Consider the following 20,840-nt stretch of genomic DNA (forward strand, 5'->3'; position numbering starts at 1 on the left):
TGCGTTGGTTCATCTGGATATCGGCAAGAGCGGTTCCGGCCCCGTGGCAGGGGCCGGTTTTGTTTTCAGGGAAAGTTCAACGGAGGTGGTTCAGACTGTCGAGGGAGGATCACCCAAACTGCTCAGGCGCAGCGACCCCAAGAAGCTGTAGCTCGGTAAAAGGCTCATCACCCGAAGCGAAGATAAAATCATCGTCTCCAAGCTGCGCCACCACATCGCCTTGCAACGTGATTTCGAACCGACGGCCCTGTTCGTCGGCGCTGTAGCTTTTCAGAAAGGTTCGCTGGCCATCCTCACTCAGCACGGCCGTCAGCGTCGCGTTGTAGCCATTCCCTAGCTCGGTGAAGCCTAACGCAGAGACGTCTATCTTGTCGGTATCCGGGTCGAAGTCGACAATCCGGTCCTGGAAATTTCCATCCGCGGTACGGAAGCTGTCCTCCAGGGATCCATAGCGGAACACATCGGCCCCCTCACCCCCTGTCAGCACGTCTCGCCCCGATCCTCCATCAAGGACATCGTGCCCAAAGCCGCCCGAGACGACATCGTCGCCGCCGCCGGCGATGAGCACGTCGCCCGCCGCCGAGCCCTTCAGCTGATCGGCCGACTCTGTTCCCTGGATCAGGCTGCGGGACAACACCACGTTGGTTTCGTTGAGAACCTGAGAGAGATCGCCGTTGAGTGCCAGTTCGAAACGATGGCCTTGTCCGTCCGCTTCAAAGCTTTTCAGATAGGTGCGGGTTCCGCTGTCATTGACAGAGACCGCCAGGGTACCGTCGAGCCCGTTGCCCAGTCCGCTGAAGCCCAAGGAGGACAGGTCGATAAGGTCCTGGCCGGGGTCGAAATCAACGATGCGATCACTGACGGCCTGAGAGTCGGTGCGATAGCTGTCACCGATGGAGTTGATTCGGAACACATCGGCGCCGGCGCCGCCATGAAGAACATCGCGCTGCCCTCCTCCGTCGAGCAGGTCGTTGCCGTCATGTCCGGTGAGCAATTCCGGGACGTAGGAGCCATAAAGAACATCGGCGCCCGCGCTTCCTTCAATTTGCGGCAACACACCGGCCAGCGCGCCGAAGGTGGTGTCCAAGGTTCCATCAGGATTCAGCCTGATGATGCTGAAGTCATCGTTACCAAAATAGTTGCTCTGCCCGGCTACCAGGATCTTGCCGTCCGCAAGCACGGTGATGTCCCGGGCCGTATCCCTGCCACCGGTCAGATCGAGTACAGCGATGCCATTGTTGCCAAAACCTGCGTCGAAGGTTCCGTCCTGGTTCAGCCTGATGATCTTGACGTCGAATCCGGTTCCCTCCTCCTCGTTGTAACCCGCTACCAGTATCTTGCCGTCGGCCTGCACGGTAATCGATTTCGCCATGCCAGCTACTTCAATGTCCGCCGTGCCGTCCGTGCCAAAACCTGTGTCGAGGGACCCGTCAGGATTCAACCGCGCGACCACAAACGCGCCGTTGTAGCCGGGCACGAGGATTTTTCCATCGGCCTGCAGCGTCAGGCCAAAGCCCTCCAGTGTGCTGATGCCCGGAACAGTGAACTCCACGGCACTGCCGCCGTTGAAACTGGAATCGACCGTACCGTCGGGGTTGAAACGATTAACGGAAAAAATCTGGTCATAAGAGTCATGATTCGCCACGAGGATCTTGCCGTCAGGCTGTACGGTCGCGCTGGTGGAATCACCCCACGCTGCCGGAGCGGTGGCCGTTCCATTGACGCCGAAGCTTTGATCCACCGAACCGTCGGTGTTCAGGCGGATCATGACGATGCTCGGCGCAGAAAAATGTGGATAGACGATCAGGTACTTGCCGTCGGCCTGTACGGCTGCGCTATAGCCTTCGCCCGGGTAGATGTCGCGAGGCAGCAGGGTTTTACCATCGTCGCTGAAAGTGCTGTCGAGCGTGCCGTCAGCGTTAAGACGAACCAAAGAAGTCCTGTAGCCTTCGTACTCCCACTGGCCGGTTTCCACCCAGGTCATCCCGGCAAGCCAGATTTTGCCGTCCGGCCCCACGGCTATCTTGGCGGTGTCGTTATAACCGTCCAGGTCGACGAAGGTTTTGCCGGTACCGGCACGTAGCGCCGCGCCAACGCTGATGTTTGAGCTGGTCATGCTTGAGCCTCACAGTGTCGATGGGATACCCCGAGAATTTTGCCTTCTACAACGTAGCCGTTTACTTCAAATCCGCCAGCCTGGATTCAACCCCCAGGCAGCCGTCTCTGCGTATCTGACGCCTTGGCTCGCTTGTGGTTCTCGAGCCGCTCATTTACCCCGGCGTGCCTCGCCGTTTATCGCGTTCTTGTTGATCCGTGCAAACAAGATTTGAACTTGTGTGGTTCTCCTTCGACCGAAAACATCAACAGGTGCGCGTCGGAATTACCTGATGGCTAGCGTACCGATTCACCCTCGGAGGTATATCAAATGAAAGCGTTACGCTGGCATGGAAAAAAAGATATCCGCTGTGATGACCATCTCCCCGACCCGACGATAGAACATCCGCGAGACGCGATTATCAAAGTCACTTCGTGCGCCATTTGCGGTTCGGACCTGCACTTGTATGACGGTTTCATGCCCGGCATGAAGCATGGCGATATCATGGGCCACGAGTTCATGGGCGAAGTGGTGGAAGTCGGTTCGGCCAACAAGAAGTTGAAGGTCGGCGATCGCGTGGTGGTCCCCTTCACCATTTGCTGCGGTGAGTGCGATCAATGCCGGCGGGGTAATTTTTCAGTGTGCGAGCGCAGCAACCGCAACAAGGACCTGGCCGACAAGGCCTTCGGTCACACCACGGCGGGCTTGTTTGGCTACACCCACCTTACCGGGGGCTACCCCGGTGGCCAGGCCGAATACGTGCGTGTGCCTTACGCGGACTTCACCCCGGTGGTCATCCCGGATGGCCTTACCGACGAGCAAGTGCTGTTTCTTGGCGACATCTTTCCCACCGGTTGGCAGGCCGCCGTGCAATGCGATATCCAGCCAACCGACACCGTGGCTATCTGGGGCGCCGGCCCGGTAGGCCAGTTCACGGTGCGCAGCGCGGTGATCCTCGGGGCCAGGCAGGTGGTATGCATCGACAACGTGCCCGAGCGCCTGGCCATGGCCAAGGCCGGCGGCGCCATCACCATCAATTTTGATGAAGAAAGCGTGCTGGACCGCCTGGCCGAGCTGACGGGAGGCAAGGGGCCGGAGAAGTGCATCGACGCGGTAGGCATGGAGTCCCACGCAACCCGCTCGTTCGACTCCATCTATGATCGGGTCAAGCAAGCAGTGATGCTGGAGTCCGACCGCCCCCACGTGCTGCGGGAAATGATGTACGTCTGCCGCCCCGCTGGCACGTTGTCGATCCCCGGCGTCTATGGCGGCTTGATCGACAAGATTCCGTTCGGCGCCGCCATGAACAAGGGCCTGACCTTCAAGATGGGCCAGACCCATGTGAACCGCTGGACCGATGATCTGCTCCAGCGCATCCAGGAAGGGCAGATCGACCCAAGTTTCGTCATCACTCACACCGTGAGTCTTCAAGACGGCCCGGACATGTACAAGACCTTCCGGGACAAAAAAGATGGCTGCGTGAAGGTGGTGCTGAAGCCTTGACCTTCGGGAACCGCCTCCGACCTAGAACGACCACGCCACCAAAACCTGCCCGTAGAGATTGGTGGCGCTGTTGCCGACTTGCGTCCCGCCATTTGCGGCACTTTGCTTCGGCTTGTAGAGGCCCACCAAGGGCATGAGGGTCCAATGCGGGTCAATCGACCATTCGGCGTAGAGGTCCGCCTCGTCGGCATCCAGTTGGTTACGGCTCGCGTCGAGGGTGCGGAAGGTGTAAAGCAAGATGCCTAGCTTGAGATCCTCGGCGGGAGCGAGTTTCAATCCTACATGCTGCACAGTGGCGTTGCTGTTGAACGGGCCCGCATAGTTGGCAGCGACTTCACCTTGGAACCAGGTACCGAGCGCGCGGCCATTGCCATAGAAAAGCGGGTCGTAGCCTTCGGAGAAACGACTGTATCGGTAGTTGATCGAAGGCGTGCCGGGAACATCATCAAACGTCCAACCGGCTTCAAGATACCAGGCGTTTTCCCTGGCGTTATCTTTCTGCTCCCAAGCGTACTCACCGGCCAGGAACAGCCCGGAAACCCCTGCATTACCCTGTCCGCGAACGCTGTAGAGCTGCATATCCTTGCGCTCGGGAAACAACAGGTCCGCCATTGCCTTGTCGGTATCGGTGACTTTCAGATAAGTCAGGCCCAGGGTGCCCTGCTCGCTGACATGCTCCAGCGTACCCAGTGCCAATTCCGGCCTGGCCTGGGCCGGGTTGTCGGACTTGAGCCACATAAGATCACCCCGCCAGCCTTGCTGGGCACCCAGGCGCAGTACGGCCGTGCGATCAAAAGCCTTGCGACCGGTCAGGTAGTATCCCCCGCCCCGATTGGCTTTGCCGTCGACAAACTCCTGGCCGAGATTCAAGGCATCGCCACTGACGAGAAAGCCGTCGCCGATCACGATGTTTTGCCGCCCGAACGATATGTCCACGCCGTTCTCGCCCATGACATCGAACCGTGTGCCGGAGCGCCAACCCACGAAAGCGTCCTCGATTTTCGTGGTGCGCTCATCACCTGAAGACCAGCCGGCCGGGTCGCCATCGCCAAAGGTGGCGGAGCTTACCCAATTCAGTGAACCGTACAGTTGCGACCCGGCGTCGAGACTATGGCGCAGGTCGAAACCGTATTGCAGGACCGCCTCTTGCCACCGGCTGGCCCCCTCTCTACGTGTTCCCGATTGCGAGTAGTTTTCCCGGCTATGGAAAGCGCCAGCCAACGCGAGCAAGCGCGCATCGACTTCCGTGGCTTCATCCTTGTAAAGCGGCTGCGCTGCTGCTGGAACACAGACGCAGGCGAACGAGAGCGCGATTATTGTTTTTTTACAGGCGAGCATGGGCCGTACTCCGATATGCGAAAGGAGAAGCAGTGGCGCCGTCAGTCAGCGCCAGTCAGGTCATGGGTAAGGCGATATCAGCGGCGACCGTTGCGGTAGCCCGCCAGCTGGTGGCTGGCCTTTCCAAGGGTGCAGATCAGGTTGCGCCAATGATCCTTGCCGGGAATCCGCGTACGCGGGATCGCACTCATCACATCCCAATGCCGTGAACCGCCGGTCATGCCATCGGCAATGACACGGCTGACCACATGACTCGGCGTCACGCCGAAGCCCGAGTAACCCTGGACGAAATAGGCGTTGTCGCGCCCGGGCAAGGTACCGATCTGTGGGAACAGATTAGCGCTGCACTCCATCGGCCCGCCCCAAGCCAGGTCGATTTTCACGTGATCGAGGTAGGGGAAAACCTGGAGCATCAGATTTCGGTTCCACGCCTTCAGATCGTTGGGAATGTACTCGAGCAGGCGCGTCGCCGAACCGAAGAGCAGACGGTTTTCATTAGTCACCCGGTAGTACTCGATCACCGGACGAATATCGCTGAAGGCACCTCGTATCGGACTGATCTGTTCGATCAGCGCAGGGGGAAGCGGCTCCGTCACCAATTGGAAGGCGTAAGTGCTCACCATCGTCTTGTGCAATTCCGGCTCAAGCCGGTCCAGAAACGCGCCGCAGGACCAGAGGATCTTCTTCGCCCGAACCGAACCTTTCGCCGTACGCAAGGTAATGGTGTCGCCATAGGTCACCTCCAGCACGGGGGTATTTTCATAAATACGTCCACCCAGGCCCACCAAGGCCTTGGCCGACCCCAGGAGCATGTTCAACGAATGGATATGACCGTTGCCCATGTGCTTCAAGGCGCAGCTGTATACGTCCGAGCCGACGATGCTTTGGACCTCGGCGCCCTCCAGATAGGCAATTTCGTGATCCGGATTGAGCTGTTTGTATTCTTTTTCCCATGCTTGTAGCAGCCGACCCTGGCGCTTGTTGAAACCGAGATAGCCGTAGCCGTGGCAGAAATCCGCATCAATTTGATAACGCTGGATGCGGTTCTGGATAATCGAGGCGCCCAGGTCGCTGATCTCGAAAATCGCTTTGAGCCCCTCCTCGCCGACGCTTTTGCGAATCTTCTCCAGATCGTGTCCGATCCCGGCCATCACATGACCGCCATTGCGCCCCGAGCCGCCGAAACCCAGGTAACGGGCTTCCAGCACGACCACGTCGGTGAATCCGCGCTCGGCGAGTTCCAACGCAGTATTGATACCGGAAAATCCACCTCCGATAACGACGACTTCGGCCTCGACATCGTGCTCCAGGTCATTGAACTTCAAGTCATATTTGCGAGTGGCGGTGTAATAGGTCGTTGGTGTTTCAACGGACAGCATGCCTGCACCTCTTGGTCAGTTTTCTTGTTGTTGTAAATGCAGCTCAGTGTGGGGAGACCGATGGCAAGGCCGGGGCGCGATCTTGCACGAGTCGTCGATAGGCATACAGCATCAGTGAAAACATCAGGATGCCCAAGGCGATCAGCACCTCCTTCGCACCGCCATAACCGGCCAGCTCGGCAGATGCGGCCCCGACCACGACCACCACGCCAGTGAACACGCTCAGCAGCCAGGCCACCGGCAGCCAGCCGCGTCCCAGACGCACCGGGCGCGGGTGCAACGGTGCGTCCTTGCGCAGCAGGATAAAGCCTGAAAGCGCGAAGAAGATGGCGGTCAGATAACCAATATTGGCCGTCACCAGAATTGCCAGGGGCGATGACAGGAAAAAGATCATCGCCAGGTTCACCGCCACCGCCACGCTCATGCAACGTCCGGGTACCTGGTGTTTGTTGAGCACACCCAGTTGTTTGATGGTCAGTCCTTCCAGCGCCGTGCCGTACAACGCCCGCGAGCCATCGGCCAATGCCGCGTTCAACCCCATGAACAGCCCCACCAACAACGCAATCACGAAAAAGCTGCTCCAGCCCGTGCCCAGCACCGCGTTGAAGGCCGCAATGTAGAAACCGCTGGGGTTCTCCAGGGCCGCTTGCGGATCCACCAAGCCGCCCAGGCCGAAAGCTACTGCGGCAAACACCAGCACGGTGTAGCCACCTGAACTCATCAACGCCAGGCGCATGTCCCGCTCGCTGCGATATTCGGGCCCGAAGGCTGCGCACATTTCGGTGCCATAGGCGCTCCAGCTGACCAGGAACATCCAGACCAACGCGGTGCGCAACGACTCCCAACCGAACGCCTCGCGCGCCTGCCAGGCCGATGCGAAGCGCTCCATGCTCCAGCCATGAGCCAGCAAAGGCGCCACTGCCAACACCAGGATCGGCACCAGCAGCAGCGCCCCCATGTATTTGGAGACCGATGCGGCTAGATGGATGCCGCGACGATTGAATTGCCAGAAAAGCACGATCAAACCCGCTCCGATCATCTGGGCCAGGCCAATGTTGGCCAGACCTGTATCGAAGCTCCAGGTTTGCGAGGGAAACCACTGCGCCTGAATCAACGCTCCGGCGCTCACGCCAATGATCGACAACACCGCCGACCAGCCAAGCCAGTAACCAAAGGCGGCCAAGGGACCGACCCAGGTACAGCGTTTGCGCCATCCTTCGGCCGCGATCATTGCGATGCCGCCAGGTTTATCCGGAAACATTGCGCTGACTTCCAGGAAAATCCAGTTCTGACAGGCCCCGATGGCTGCCGAGCCCACCCAGAGCATTAGCGCGGCTACCGGACCGAGTGCACCGAGGGCGAAGCCGAAAGAAGCGAAGATCGAGCCTGACACCGCCATTGACAGTGCGAATGCATCGCTCCAGCGCAAGGTTTTCTGCAGATGCGAAGCCGAGGCACAGGTATTGTTATTGGTTGTATCCACGGGAACAGACTCCAGCCGGGTAAGAAGCACAATCCCATTAGACGCCTCCCTGGCTGGCCAGGAACATGGTTGAGAATGTCGTGCACATGTCTGTCACTGCCATCGATAGGGAGATACTTGTCTTTTCAACATGCGTGCTACTAAATACTGCCGGTGTCGGAAACGTGTCGACGGCCGATCCAATATAAAAACAAAACCGGCGTGCAGCCGGCAGCCGAGGTAACGATGTACAACACTTGGCAAACAGAACCGCTCTATACGGGCGCCCAGGGCTTCGAGGCCTGGCAACACGACCTCGGTCAGAAATGCGGAACCTTTCACGCCGAGCCGCCTTCCGGGCCCGGCCTCGCGAGCTTTACCGGCGCGATGAAAAATCTGACGGGCACAGATTCCGCGTTGGATGGCTCGCGCATCATCAGCAATTGCCAGCACTTGCACCGCGACCGCAGCGATATTCGGGCCGATGACAAAGATTTTTTCTACCTGGTGCTGCAAGTCGGTGGTAGCGCATTGATGTGCCAGGCTGACAATCGCGCCCGCCTGGACAAGGGCGACCTAGTGTTGCTGGACATCACGCAGCCTTGCGATTTTTACTTCGATGCCCCGAGCGACCAGATGTCGCTGATCATTCCCCGCCAAGCGCTGCACCAACGCTTGGGGCAGAGGCAATTGATATTCAACCGTCCCTTGGTTGCCAGCAGCGCTTTGGGGGGCATGGCCGGCCTGATGACCCAACGGCTATTCGATTCTTCGAACCTGCTACCGCAAGAGAGTGCGGCATTGTTCGACGCATTGCTGATGCTGTTGCGCCCTGGGGTGAGCAGTGCAATCGAGGGCGCAGACTCCAGCGGCCAGGCGCAGAAACTGATCAAGGCAAAAATCCTGATCGAACGGCATCTTTGCGATAGCGAGTTGTGTGCCGAGCGTCTGGCGGAAGCCATCGGTACATCGGTCAGAAACCTGCATCGGCTCTTCGCCCAGCAAGGCACCACCATCGGCCGGCACATATTGGAACAGCGACTGCAACGCTGTGCCGAGACCATCAGCCAGGCAGCCGCCCATGAAAAAATCACCGCCATCGCCTACGCCTGGGGCTTCAATGATGTGAGCCATTTTTCCAAGGCGTTCAAGCTGCGATTCGGCATTTCTCCCCGCGATTATCGCCATCAGTTTTCAACCGAATGCAATTGACCCTCCGGCTTGTTGGAAATGTGTCACTCCAGCACAAGCGATGGCACTCGGCGCCAAGACATTGATTGCGCCCGCTCCTAGGATGAAACCTCAATCGGAACCGGCCGTAAACGAGGAGACATCGTGAGCTATCAGATCGAACAAGAACTGAAGAACCAACCATTCGTGCCTGAAGAGCAATGGCCGACGCTTGAGGAAATGGCCGACGGTTTTAATGAGTACAAATACGCTCCGTCCCTATTTCTGGCAGGAAAAAAAGCCAACCTTCGCTTTGCCAACGGTTGGCTGATCGAGCACCATTTTGTTGATGGGAATACGTTGACCTGGACCATCCTGGAGGGCGAAGGCGCCGGTGAATCCGAAACAGAAACCTACGAAGCGGTGGAGGTTCGCCCCGGTATCTTTTTCATCGACTTCCTCAAGCCCGAACACCAGGAGTCGGCGACCCTGGTCTGGAAATACGAAACCGGTGATGTACTGGCGGCTGTCTCCCTTTTTTATGACAGAGGAGGCGAAAAACGTACGCGTACAGATTTCGTGAGTGCCGTGGTCGATGGCGAGCCTGGGGGCGCGCCCATCGTTCAAGGGGCCGGCCTGGTCGGTAAGCGCGTGCTGTACCGCTACAGCGCGGACGATTGGTATGAGCACGTCTACTTCGGCGCGCAAACCATGGCCTGGCACTGCGTGAACGGGGCTGAGAAAGGTCTGGCCGACGTCGAGCGGTGCGCTTATTTCGATGTCGCCGATGACCTCTACGTGTTGTTCTGGACCGAAACGGTCATGCCTGTGGAATCGGTTATCGTCGTGGACCTTGCGCAGATGCGCTCCGTGGGTCGGTTCTTCTGTTGGGACCCGAAGCCAAGGAAACTGATTCACCTCACCTTTGGATCAAAAGCGACTGTGCTGAACGAAACGTCTTATCCCGTCGCCTTTTGAACGTAGGGATGTAAAAAAACCACTCATCGAGTGGTTTTTTTATTCGACTCTATCGAGTTCATTCCAATCAATGCGGGGCTGCGCCATGACCGGCATATCTTTCGCCCTGCGGGAAGCCATGCACCCGCGCTCGGAGCGCGAGCGCCAGGCTGGCGAGCAGCAACACCAACAGCACCCAGGGAAAAGTGCTGACGCCCCATTGGCCAAGCAACACCCCGCCCAATAACCCGCCGCCGGCGATTGCGCTGTTCCACACCACCACGTTCATCGACAGCGCAACGTCGGCGCCCTCGCCTGCTGCGTCGGCCAAGGCCGCTCGCTGAGGATAGTAGACTGATCGTCTAGTAGAGAATAAGATCGCCCCCATGAGCAGCCCAAAGACCCGCGAAACCTCCGACGTCCGCCAGGAAATCCTTGATGTAGGCCAACGAATCATGGCCGCCAAAGGCTATTCCGCCGTGGGCCTGAATGAAATCCTGGCCACTGCGGGTGTGCCAAAAGGATCCTTCTACCACTACTTCGGCTCAAAAGACGCCTTCGGCGAGGCATTGCTTGAAAGCTATTTCGCGAGCTATCTGGCGGAACTGGACGAGGTTCTCGCCCTGCCTGGCCTGACGATGGCTCAGCGTCTGATGAAGTACTGGGACATCTGGCAACAGACTCAATCGTTCCAGGATTGCCAGGGCAAATGCCTGGCGGTGAAGCTGGGCGTGGAAGTCGCCGACCTTTCAGAGGCGATGCGCGCAGTGCTCAAGCGCGGCACAGCGGGTATCACCGATCGCCTGGCCGTGGCGATCGAGAGCGGAATCGCCGAAGGCTCCCTGGAGTCCGTTGCCGAGCCTCATGCGGTCGCGCAAAGCCTCTATCAGCTGTGGGTCGGCGCCAGTGTGATGGTCAAGATCACCAAGAGTGTCCAGCCTTTCGAGACGGCGATGACGACGACTCGCCAGATTCTCAGCCTTACCTGATCGGTACCGCCGCCTCCTTCATCAAAATCTGCCTATCCTGCCCCCCTCCAAAAAAACCGTGATGCGAAAAAACAAAAATATTACTAGACGACTGGTCTAATTTGAAATTAAGGTAGCCACACGTTCTACGCATCGCCAGGCAGCAGCTCGAGAAAGCCACCCACCCAGAGGTTTGGGCGATGCCTTTTGCAGCTTGATTTTTTTGCTCAGGCGCTAGACGACTGGTCTATTCAAACTAATGCAGCACACTCTCAAACAGGACAACCGAAATGAAAGTTCTCATGGTACTGACTTCGCACGACACCCTCGGCAACACCGGCCGCAAGACCGGCTTCTGGCTCGAAGAGCTGGCGGCGCCCTACTACGCCTTCCTCGACGCCAAGGCCGAGATCGTTCTGGCGTCGCCTGAGGGTGGGCAGCCACCGCTTGATCCGAAGAGTAACGAGCCGTCCTTTCAGACTGACCTGACCCGGCGTTTCGAAGCCGACCCTGAAGCGACCGCCTTGCTTGCCAACACCGTGCGCCTGGACAGCGTCTCGCCAGACGATTTCGATGCAGTTTTCTACCCAGGCGGCCACGGCCCACTGTGGGACCTGGCCGAAGACCCGGTCTCGATCCGCTTGATCGAGTCTTTCCAGGCCGCCGGCAAGCCTGTCGCCTTGGTGTGCCACGCGCCTGGCGTGCTGCGTCACGTGAAAAAGCCTGACGGTACTCCGCTGGTCCAGGGCAAAAAAGTTGCCGGCTTCACCAATACCGAAGAAGCGGCGGTAGGCCTGACCGACGTCGTGCCGTTCCTGGTCGAGGACATGCTCAAGGCCAACGGCGGCCTGTATTCGAAAGGCGCCGACTGGTCCTCCTACGTGGTGCGTGACGGTCTGCTGATCACCGGTCAGAACCCGGGTTCGTCAAGCGAAGCCGCGCAGGTCCTTATCGATCTGCTGAACGAGGCTTGAGCCTGTTGCCGCGGGAGACGTCGCAGGTCTCCCGCCCTTATCGCGCCGATAGCTCGCCACCAAGGGATACTGTTATGAAATACAGCTCGCTGTTCGAACACACCTCGTTAGGCCCACTGACGCTGAAAAATCGCATCGTCATGCCGCCCCTGACCCGTCAACGCAGCGGCCAGCCCGGTGACGTGCCCACAGCACTCATGGCCCGCTATTACCAACAGCGCGCGAGCGCCGGCCTGATTATCAGCGAAGGCACCCAAATCGAACCCCGTGGCAAGGGTTATGCCTGGACGCCGGGCATTTACAGCCAGGCGCAGATCGATGGCTGGCGCACCGTCACCGAGGCGGTTCACGCTGAGGGCGGGGTGATTTTTGCCCAGCTCTGGCATGTCGGTCGCGTGTCACACAGCGCACTGCAACCGGACAACGCCGCCCCTGTCGCACCGTCGGCGATCCAGGCGAAAAAGGTCAAAGCCTTTATCGAAACCGGTCCCGGCATCGGCACACTGGTCGAACCCTCCACTCCGCGCGAGCTGAGCGTCGCAGAGATCAAGGCGCTGGTCGAACTCTATGCCCAGGCCGCACGCAACGCCCTGGCGGCCGGTTTCGATGGCATCGAGATCCACGCCGCCAACGGTTATCTGGTCAATCAGTTCATTTCCGCCCATGCCAACCAGCGCACCGATGACTACGGCGGCTCGCTGCACAATCGCCTGCGTTTCCTGCGCGAAGTGGTCCGGGCCGTCAGCGCCGTGGCCGGGCCCGACCGCGTGGGCGTGCGCTTCACGCCGCTGTTCACCAGCACCGAAGAAGACCGCGTGTACATCGGCTTCGTCGAGGACGATCCGCACCAGACCTACATCGAAGCCATCAAGGTGCTTGAGCAGGCAGGCATCGCCTATCTATCGATCGCCGAAGCCGACTGGCCGAATGCGCCGGACCTGCCCGAGGCGTTTCGGCGCGAGGTGCGAAGCACCTTCAGCGGCCGCATCATCTATGCCGGGCTGTACACCGCTGACCGCGGGGCGCGCCTGATCGAGTCGGGCCTGGCCGATCTGGTCGCATTCGGCCGGCCGTTCATCGCCAACCCCGACCTGCCCCAGCGTATCGCCAATGGTTGGCCGCTCAACGCTCTTGATGCCACCGGACTGTACGGCGGCAATGAACAGGGATTCACCGATTACCCGCGGTATTACCCATCCACAGTTGAACGTGAGGAAGCGGCCCCGGCGTTCTGACTCTACTGATTCAAGCCCCCCGTGGCGAGGGAGCTTGCTCCCGCTGGGCTGCGTAGCGGCCCTTTAAGATGAGCGCCGCACATTGGAACGCCAGCCCCTCCCTCCCCGCGGGTTTGCCGATGCCTTGAGATCCGAGAACTAATCCTTGTCCCTCTTCAGGCTTTCAGGGCTGCCCGCACAAAGGCCATCCATGACCAGGTCCATCAACCTGGAGAAACGTGGATGCCATTCGCTCTGGCAATCCATTTGCCAGATTCCGGCAGTGGCCAGGAAAAAGTCGTCGCTGGTCACTCCGCTACGAATCGTGCCAGCCTTTTCATTCGCTCTCAAAAGCAATTCTGCCGCTGCCAGCATCGGCGCGTATCCCGACTTCCCGGGAAACTCATAGGCAGAAGCGGCCTGGCGTATTGCGCTCGCAAGTCCAGCCTTGGTCATCGCATATTCGGCGAGGCGGTCCATCCATTCCCGGAGGGCTTCCTTCGGTGGTTTCGTGGCGAGCAGTTGTTCCGCCAACGAAGCCACCTGCAGCATTTCGAATTGATAGACCTCGAATACCAATTTTTCGCGGGTGGCGAAGTGGCGATAGAACGTGCCCTGTCCTACCCCGGCCTTCTTCGCGATCGTGCTCAGCGGGACCGCGGGATCGAGGGTCAGCTCTGTCACGGCGACCTCCAGTATCCGTTCACGGTTTTTCTTGGCGTCAGCACGCATCACCAGTTCGTCAGGCATGAGCAAAAATTTTCCTTGAATGCATTGCTAAGCGGACAGCTGTCCGGTACGTTGCGTAAGTGGACAGCTGTCCGCTTGAATTTCATCACCGGAGTTTACTATGAACCGCACTGGCAACACGATCCTGGTCACTGGCGGCACTTCAGGCATAGGCCTTGGCCTTGCGCTCAGGCTTCACGAGGCGGGAAACAAGGTGATTATCGCGGGACGTCGCAAGGCGCTGCTCGACAAAGTGGTGTCGGAACATCCGGGTATCGAATCGATATTGCTGGATGTCTGCGATCCACAATCTGTCCTGCATGCCAGCGAAACCCTTGCGATCAGCCATCCGAACCTGAACGTCCTGATCAACAACGCAGGCATCATGCAATGGGAGGACCTGACTGCGCCGGACAATCTGAGCACCGCCGAAGATATCGTGACCACCAACCTGCTCGGCACGATTCGCATGGTGTACGCGTTTACGCCGCATCTGATCAAACAGTCCAGCGCAACGATTGTGAATGTCAGCTCCGCCCTGGCATTCGTCCCGCTGCCGGCGACGCCGACCTACAGCGCAACCAAAGCGGCCGTGCACTCCTTCACTCAAAGTCTTCGAGTACAGCTGGAGGCGTCCTCGGTCGAAGTCATCGAGCTTGCGCCGCCGGGTGTGCGTACCACTTTGCTTGGGCAGGAAAACGACGAACACGCCATGCCTCTGGAACAGTTCCTGGATGAAATCTTCGAACTCCTCGCCATCACTCCAACGCCACAGGAACTTGTCGTCGAACGTGCCAAGCCATTACGGTTTGCTGAAGCGAACGGCACGCATGACGAGGTTCTGAAAATGCTGGCGGGATACAAAGCGCCAGCTGAATGATGAAAAATTTGAAAGCTTTTTATGCGAGGCCATCGAAATGAAGATCGGAATTATCGGCGCGGGCAACATTGGAGCCACCCTTGCCCGCAAGCTCGCTGCGTGCGGCCATGAAATCAAGCTGGCGAACTCGAAGGGCCCTGAAAGCCTACAGAAACTCGCCAGCGAAATCGGTGTAAAGGCAGTGACCAGGGAAGAGGCTGTGTCTGGGGTGGACGCGGTTATCCTCTCGATCCCATTCGCAAAATACCCCGAACTCAGGCAGGCATTCAGTAACGTCCCTGAAAAGACCGTCGTCATCGACACCTCCAATTACTATCCAGGCCGTGACGGGGCGATCAAGGACGTCGATGACGGCAAGCCCGAGAGCATCTGGGTCAGTGAACAGCTTGGCCGCCCGGTCATCAAGGCCTGGAATGCCCTGCTCGCCGCCACGCTCGCCGACAAAGGCCAGCCAGCCGGGTCCTCAACACGCATAGCGTTACCTGTGGCAGGGAGCGATCCCGCCGCTTTGGCGGTTGCGCAGGATCTTGTCGAAGACACCGGCTTTAGCGCCTTTGTCGCTGGCAGCCTTGAAGACTCTTGGCGTCAGCAGCCAGGCACACCGGCTTATTGCACCGAGTTGACGTTGCCTGCGTTGAAGTTGGCGCTGGACGCGGCTGACAAGACTCGGGCGGCGCAAAACCGCGACGCGTTGATCGCCCGGTTCATGGCGCCCGGTAGTCAGTTTTCGCATGAGCAAATCGTTGCCTTGAATCGCGCCATGACAGCCTGAGTGGAGCATCCGGCGCGATCCTGGTTCCGCATCAAGACAAAGAAGCTTCCGCGCGTTGCTGCGCGGCTCCTTTGGGCCTGAACATCTGCTGCCACTCAAGCTGCGCCTGGACAACAGCGACCGCCTCCAGCACTTTCTGCGCCCAGCCCTCATCCTCCGGATGCACCACGACGACGCGAAAGCCGTGGTCATCGCCTTCGAGTTGCACGCCTTCCGAATCATCGACGTGCAAGTCGATATCGAACGCCGGCGGGTATTTGGAGGGTGAGTTTTCCAGCCCATGCACCGTCAGGGCTCGGTTGTGCAGGACGCTGTTGACCACACCGTCGACGCGGATGCCGTACAGCAGCAGCCAACGGCGGATATAGGACGGCGTGCGGCCTGACGAGGTGTAGACCCAGATGCTGCAATCCTGGCGACGCAGTTCCCGGATCAGCGAGCGGGTGCCCCTGCGCAGCGGCTCACCCAGCCAACGGTGAATGCAGGCCGGCAGCCGGCTTTGCTCGACTTCGCAGTGGTGGAGTTGGCAGGCGAGCGTGTCATCGATATCAAACGAAATCCGTATGCGCTGGCGCTTGAACAGCTGCGTCGGCAATGCGCCGCGGATGGCCTGCCCTACCCGGCCGCTGAATGTTCTGCATTTGACGTCCATCAATGGCCACCTTGGGAAAGCGGCAAAGACTCGCCTTTGAGAAAAAACTTCATTGGATCGGGTGCCTGTTCTTCTAAAAACGCTGCGTATTTTTTCTTGATCTTGGGCAATTCGTACAACGCCTTGACGCCATGCTTGGCAGAGTTGCGTATCACCGAGGATGGGTTGAAATAGCCTTCGGCATTTTCCAGTGTCAGCACAAACGGCGGCAAGCCCGCGCGCATCAGCAGATAGCTGACAATAAGCGACCCACTGCGGTTGTTACCTTCGATGAACAACTGCGGCTTGCTGAGAATCCGTACATAGACGCCTGCCGCGCGCTTCCACACCGACTCGCTGCGATAGGCGCAATACCAGTTGTACAAATCCTTGATGCCTCCTTCAACATTGTTGAAGAAATGCGCCTCGGTCGCTGCCAGGTGATGGGCGTATTCCAACCGGCGCGCCGGATCCCGGCCACAGAGCACCGTGGCGTTGATCTCCAGCATCAGGTTCAGTTGCTGCAGATCGAACAGGTCGACGCCGCGGGCAACATATTCGTCAACCAACGCATAACCTTCAAGCACATTCTGCAGCACTTCATCGGTCAACGGGTCACGCGGCTCGGTGAAGTGCCGGCTGAGCTGGGCGAAGCGGTCCTGCACTTCCCGTAGTGCGCGTTCAATCGCTGGCAAATCAAGGCGATGCGTAGCAGGCATTGGTGCTCCTTGGAAAACGCTTGGTAAATGTCTACCGGATGCCCGCCAAATCCATTTGGCTTCTGCAGGGATGCGGCCTTGACCTGATGGGTGGCTTAGCTGAACTTGCCGCTGATGTAATCGCCGGTCATCTGTTCACGCGGGTTGTCGAAAATCTGCGTCGTCGGGCCCATCTCGACCAGATAACCGGTGCGCGTGCCCTGGGAAATATCCACCGAGAAAAACGCCGTGGTGTCAGCCACGCGGATGGCCTGCTGCATGTTGTGGGTCACCAGGGCGATGGTGTAGTCCTTCTTCAACTCGACCATCAGCTCCTCGACCCGCCGGGTAGCGATCGGGTCGAGTGCCGAACACGGTTCATCCAACAGCAACACTTCCGGCTCGGTGGCGATGGCGCGGGCAATGCACAGGCGCTGTTGCTGGCCGCCGGAGAGCGACAGGCCGCTGACCTTGAGCTTGTCCTTGACTTCGTCCCACAGCGCGGCGCCTTGCAGCGCATGCTTGACCCGGTCACCGATGTCGCCCTTGTAGCGGTTGAGGCGCAGGCCAAACGCGACGTTGTCGAAAATGCTCATCGAAAACGGGTTCGGCTGCTGGAATACCATGCCGATGTAACGGCGCACGACCACCGGATCAACGCCCTTGCCGTAGACGTCCTGTCCGAGGAAATGCACGTGGCCTTCGAAACGGAACCCTTTCACCAGGTCGTTCATCCGGTTGAGGCTGCGCAACACGGTGCTCTTGCCGCAGCCGGAAGGACCGATGAACCCGGTGATCTTGTTTTTCTCGATCGGCACATGACTGTCACGGACCGCCATGAAGTTGCCATAAAAAATCTTGTCCAGTTTGCAGTCCATGACTACAGGTGCCTGGGTGACAAACGGAGCGGCTATTTGCGCAGTGGATACGTTCAAGATCAGATGCTCCCGTTCTTAATACTTGGGCTTGCCGAAAATACGGCTGATGATGTTCACGAACAGCACGATCATCACCAGCACCAGTGAGGCCGCCCATGCGAGCTCGAGCTGGTTGTCGAAAGGCATCCCGGAGAAGTTGTAGATCAGCACCGCCAGCGAGGCCGTCGGGTTCATGACCTCGAGATTGCCCTGGTGGTAAATCCAGTAGTTGCTGAACAGCGCGGTAAACAGCAGCGGCGCGGTCTCGCCCGCGGCACGTGCCACGGCCAGCATGACGCCGGTGAGGATGGCCGGCATGCCGGTTGGCAAGACGATTTTCCAGATCACCTGGGAGCGGGTGCAGCCCATGCCATAGGCGGCATCCTTCATGATCTTGGGCACCATGCGCATCGACTCTTCCGCCGTCAGCACGACGATCGGCAGCATCAGCACGGCCAGCGCCACGCCGCCCGCCGGCGCCGAATACGTACCGGTGGTCATCACCACCAGGGCGTAGGCAAATACCCCGGCCAGGATCGACGGCAGGCCGGTGAGCATCTTCGCGGCAAACCGCGCGGCGTTCCCCAACTTGCTGTCCGGCCCCAGCTCAGCCAGGAAGACGGCGGCCATGATGCCGATCGGCACCGCGATGGCTGCCGCGATACCGACCATCACGAAGGTACCGGCCATAGCGTTGCCGAAGCCGCCACCCATCTCGAAGCCGGTCGGTGGCAGTTCGGTAAAGACTTCCAGGTTCAGGCGCGCGCCACCACGGGTGATCAGCATGTAGAGCACGGAAATCAGCGGCACGCTGGCGAGCAGCGCGCCGGCCCAGACCAGGGTGGTCAGGATCAGGCTGCGCAGTGCGCGGCCTTCGAACTTGCGCTGCAGGCTGGGCATCGCGCCCGCTGGCGCGGTCAAGTCTGTTGCGGCAGTGAGGTCTGTCATCACTTGTTACCCCGTTGGGCATACATCATGATCATCGAACCAAAAATGTTCACGATCAGCGTAATCAACATCAATACCAGGGCGGCATACATCAACACCTCGATCTCGTTCGGCCCGGCCTCGGGGAAGTTCAACGCCAGCAGGGCAGCAAGCGTGTTGGCCGGAGCAAACAGCGAGAGGGAAATGTTGTTGGCATTGCCGACCAGCATGGCCAGCGCCATCGTCTCGCCCAGGGCGCGCCCGAGGCCCAGCACCAGGGAGCCGAAGATGCCGGTGGCGGCAGAAGGCACCATCACCTTGAGAATCGCTTCCCAGTGCGTCGTCCCCATGCCGTAGGCGGCCTGCTTGGTTTTCATCGGTACGCCGGTGAGCGCATCCTGCGAAACCGCGGCGATGGTTGGCAGAATCATGATCGCAAGCACCAGCGCCGCCGGTAGCAGCCCGGGCCCGCTCAGGGACGTGCCGAAAAAGGGTATCCAGCCGAGTTCGCTGTTCAGCCAGGTTGTCAGCGGCCGGATCGCCGGGATCACCACGTAGATCCCCCACAGGCCATAGACCACGCTGGGGATGGCCGCGAGCAGTTCAACGATGGTGCGGAAAATCGCGGCGAGCTTGGGCGGCAGGAAATCCTGGGTCAGGAAAATTGCCATGCTGACGCCAAAAAGTCCGGCGATCAACAGCGCGATCAAGGCGCTGTAGAGCGTGCCCCAGATAGCCGGCAGGATGCCGTATTTGCCCTGGTTGACGTCCCAGACGCTGCCCAGGAGCACGTCGAAACCGTGTTTTTCCATGCCGGGAATTGCCTTGCGGCCCACCTCGAACACCAGCGCAAATACCAGCGCCAGAATCAGCACCACGCCGATGCGCGCAAGCGCACGGAAAGTGCGATCAACCAGGAAATCCTTCGTCGAGGGTGGCTGGCAGGCAGAGTCCGGATTAACCGGTACGACAAAAGGTTTGTTCATGGGCTAAGTCCGGAACAGGGGGAAAACTCTCCCGGCGCGGCGCAGAGGCACACACCGAGAGAGACCTCACGGTGTTACTGAATGTTGGCGGATGCCTTGCGAACCTGTTCGACGACCGACGCCGGCAATGGGATGTAACCCATCGAATCGGCGATCTTCTGCCCCTCGGTCAGGCTGTATTCGACCATTTCACGCATGGCCTTGGCCTTGGCCGGGTTGCCGTTGTCCTTGCGGAAGATCATCCAGGTGTAGGACGTGATCGGGTAGGACTTGGCGCCGTCCGGATCCGGCAGCCAGGCCACCAGGTTTTCCGGCATCTTCACCGCCGCCAGCGCCTCTGCACCGCTCTCCGCGTTCGGCACGACGTACTTGCCGGCCTTGTTCTGCAGTTGGGCGAAGTCGACCTTGGCGAGCTTGGCGAAGCCGTATTCGATATAGCCAATCGCGCCCGGGGTCTGACGCACGGTAGCGGTCACACCGTCGTTTTTCGGCGACTTGATGAACTTGTCACTGGCCGGCCAGTTAACGGTGTTGCCCTCGCCCAGCGCCTGCTTGAAGTCTGGATTGATGGTTGCCAGGTGCTTGGTGAACACCGCGGTGGTACCGCTGGAGTCCGCACGTACAACGACAGTGATCGGCGTATCGGTGAGTTTCAGGTCCGGGTTGGCGGCGGCGATCTGCGGATCGTTCCATTTGGTGATCTTGCCCAGGAAGATGTTCGAGTACACATCGCGTGGCAGCTTGAGGCCCTTGGGATTGCCCGGCAGGTTGTAGGCCAGCACGATTTCACCGGCGGTCATCGGCAACAACTGCACGCCTTCGGCAACCTTGGCGATGTCTTCTTCTTTCATCGCCGAGTCACTGGCGGCGAAATCAACGGTCTTGTTCAGGAAGTCCTGTACGCCCGCACCGCTGCCCTTGGATTGGTAATCCACGGTGACACCGTCGGATTTCTTGCTGAAATCCTTGAACCAGGTCAGGTAGATCGGAGCTGGAAAACTCGCCCCAGACCCCGTCAGACGGACATTCTCTGCAGCGAAGGACGCCGAGGTGGCACAAAGAGAAACCGTAACGGCGAGCGCAGCAGACTTCATCAAACTTTTCATTAAAAGAAATTCCTTGTGATGACGGGCCGGGGAACTCTGCAACATTCTTGTTACGGTTTTATGAATACGCGGTGGCAAAGTGCACTTATGTCCGTCAGATATCGCCTACACCATGGCGGCGGTTGTAATCGCCC

General features: G+C 59.2%; 19 protein-coding genes and 1 pseudogene. 8 read left to right on the forward strand and 12 right to left on the reverse strand.

Annotated features, from left to right (window positions below):
* Positions 1–109: 109 nt before the first annotated feature.
* Positions 110–2,116: a M10 family metallopeptidase C-terminal domain-containing protein gene (locus J3P94_RS14050; protein WP_434568414.1), complete on the reverse strand. Its 2,007-nt coding sequence runs from the start codon at positions 2,114–2,116 to the stop codon at positions 110–112.
* Positions 2,117–2,425: 309 nt separating this feature from the next.
* Here J3P94_RS14050 and J3P94_RS14055 point away from each other — a divergent pair, with 309 nt between their 5' ends.
* Positions 2,426–3,598 (forward strand): zinc-dependent alcohol dehydrogenase, encoded by a 1,173-nt coding sequence (locus J3P94_RS14055; RefSeq protein WP_434568415.1) that lies wholly within the window; start codon positions 2,426–2,428, stop codon positions 3,596–3,598.
* Positions 3,599–3,619: 21 nt separating this feature from the next.
* Here J3P94_RS14055 and J3P94_RS14060 read toward each other — a convergent pair whose 3' ends face one another.
* The 3 genes from J3P94_RS14060 to J3P94_RS14070 form a co-directional block, all read right to left on the reverse strand.
* Entirely contained in the window at positions 3,620–4,936 is a 1,317-nt protein-coding gene (locus J3P94_RS14060; protein ID WP_434568416.1) for a hypothetical protein, read from the reverse strand.
* Positions 4,937–5,013: 77 nt separating this feature from the next.
* A complete protein-coding gene (locus J3P94_RS14065) occupies positions 5,014–6,315 on the reverse strand; it encodes an NAD(P)/FAD-dependent oxidoreductase (protein ID WP_434568417.1) in 1,302 nt (433 codons plus the stop codon).
* A gap of 43 nt (positions 6,316–6,358) precedes the next feature.
* On the reverse strand, positions 6,359–7,798 hold the full coding sequence (locus J3P94_RS14070; protein ID WP_434568418.1) for an APC family permease: 1,440 nt from the start codon (positions 7,796–7,798) through the stop codon (positions 6,359–6,361).
* A gap of 225 nt (positions 7,799–8,023) precedes the next feature.
* Between J3P94_RS14070 and feaR the strand changes: the two genes are divergently transcribed.
* Complete coding sequence (feaR, locus tag J3P94_RS14075; protein ID WP_434568419.1) at positions 8,024–8,989, forward strand: transcriptional regulator FeaR; 966 nt, start codon at positions 8,024–8,026, stop codon at positions 8,987–8,989.
* 123 nt (positions 8,990–9,112) lie between these two features.
* Complete coding sequence (locus tag J3P94_RS14080) at positions 9,113–9,925, forward strand: molybdenum cofactor biosynthesis F family protein (protein ID WP_434568420.1); 813 nt, start codon at positions 9,113–9,115, stop codon at positions 9,923–9,925.
* Between the two features lie 67 nt (positions 9,926–9,992).
* On the opposite strand, the pseudogene J3P94_RS14085 reads toward J3P94_RS14080, so the two are convergent.
* Positions 9,993–10,244: pseudogene (locus tag J3P94_RS14085) on the reverse strand (MFS transporter); the annotation flags it as partial.
* Positions 10,245–10,290: 46 nt separating this feature from the next.
* On the opposite strand from J3P94_RS14085, the gene J3P94_RS14090 reads away from it, so the two are divergent.
* The 3 genes from J3P94_RS14090 (at position 10,291) to J3P94_RS14100 (ending at position 13,081) form a co-directional block, all read left to right on the forward strand.
* A complete protein-coding gene (locus tag J3P94_RS14090; RefSeq protein WP_434568421.1) occupies positions 10,291–10,893 on the forward strand; it encodes a TetR/AcrR family transcriptional regulator in 603 nt (200 codons plus the stop codon).
* A 269-nt stretch (positions 10,894–11,162) separates the two neighbouring features.
* The gene (locus J3P94_RS14095; RefSeq protein ID WP_434568422.1) at positions 11,163–11,846 is read left to right on the forward strand and encodes a type 1 glutamine amidotransferase domain-containing protein; all 684 of its coding nucleotides are present in this window, start codon (positions 11,163–11,165) and stop codon (positions 11,844–11,846) included.
* Between the two features lie 74 nt (positions 11,847–11,920).
* Positions 11,921–13,081 carry an alkene reductase gene (locus J3P94_RS14100; protein ID WP_434568423.1) on the forward strand — a complete coding sequence of 387 codons (1,161 nt, stop codon included), beginning with the start codon at positions 11,921–11,923 and terminating at the stop codon, positions 13,079–13,081.
* A 138-nt stretch (positions 13,082–13,219) separates the two neighbouring features.
* On the opposite strand, the gene J3P94_RS14105 is transcribed toward J3P94_RS14100, so the two are convergent.
* The gene (locus J3P94_RS14105; RefSeq protein ID WP_434568424.1) at positions 13,220–13,810 is read right to left on the reverse strand and encodes a TetR/AcrR family transcriptional regulator; all 591 of its coding nucleotides are present in this window, start codon (positions 13,808–13,810) and stop codon (positions 13,220–13,222) included.
* 100 nt (positions 13,811–13,910) lie between these two features.
* On the opposite strand from J3P94_RS14105, the gene J3P94_RS14110 reads away from it, so the two are divergent.
* Both J3P94_RS14110 and J3P94_RS14115 read left to right on the forward strand, forming a co-directional pair.
* Positions 13,911–14,669, forward strand: a complete 759-nt coding sequence (locus J3P94_RS14110; RefSeq protein ID WP_434568425.1) for an SDR family oxidoreductase — start codon at positions 13,911–13,913, stop codon at positions 14,667–14,669.
* A 37-nt stretch (positions 14,670–14,706) separates the two neighbouring features.
* The gene (locus J3P94_RS14115; protein WP_434568426.1) at positions 14,707–15,441 is read left to right on the forward strand and encodes an NADPH-dependent F420 reductase; all 735 of its coding nucleotides are present in this window, start codon (positions 14,707–14,709) and stop codon (positions 15,439–15,441) included.
* 31 nt (positions 15,442–15,472) lie between these two features.
* Here the strand turns inward: J3P94_RS14115 and J3P94_RS14120 are convergent, their stop codons facing one another.
* The 6 genes from J3P94_RS14120 to pstS form a co-directional block, all read right to left on the reverse strand.
* On the reverse strand, positions 15,473–16,093 hold the full coding sequence (locus tag J3P94_RS14120) for a hypothetical protein (protein WP_434568427.1): 621 nt from the start codon (positions 16,091–16,093) through the stop codon (positions 15,473–15,475).
* Entirely contained in the window at positions 16,093–16,791 is a 699-nt protein-coding gene (locus J3P94_RS14125; protein ID WP_305501063.1) for a hypothetical protein, read from the reverse strand. Before J3P94_RS14125 ends, J3P94_RS14120 begins: the two co-directional genes overlap by 1 nt.
* Positions 16,792–16,886: 95 nt before the next feature.
* Positions 16,887–17,648, reverse strand: a complete 762-nt coding sequence (gene pstB / locus J3P94_RS14130; protein ID WP_025214260.1) for a phosphate ABC transporter ATP-binding protein PstB — start codon at positions 17,646–17,648, stop codon at positions 16,887–16,889.
* Between the two features lie 75 nt (positions 17,649–17,723).
* Entirely contained in the window at positions 17,724–18,635 is a 912-nt protein-coding gene (gene pstA, locus J3P94_RS14135; protein WP_305501065.1) for a phosphate ABC transporter permease PstA, read from the reverse strand.
* Positions 18,635–19,600 carry a phosphate ABC transporter permease subunit PstC gene (pstC, locus tag J3P94_RS14140; protein WP_434568428.1) on the reverse strand — a complete coding sequence of 322 codons (966 nt, stop codon included), beginning with the start codon at positions 19,598–19,600 and terminating at the stop codon, positions 18,635–18,637. Before pstC ends, pstA begins: the two co-directional genes overlap by 1 nt.
* 74 nt (positions 19,601–19,674) lie before the next feature.
* The gene (gene pstS, locus J3P94_RS14145) at positions 19,675–20,706 is read right to left on the reverse strand and encodes a phosphate ABC transporter substrate-binding protein PstS (protein ID WP_305501067.1); all 1,032 of its coding nucleotides are present in this window, start codon (positions 20,704–20,706) and stop codon (positions 19,675–19,677) included.
* Between the last annotated feature and the right edge of the window lie 134 nt (positions 20,707–20,840).

The organism is Pseudomonas sp. Z3-8 (genome assembly GCF_051131975.1).
Classification (GTDB): Bacteria; Pseudomonadota; Gammaproteobacteria; order Pseudomonadales; family Pseudomonadaceae; genus Aquipseudomonas.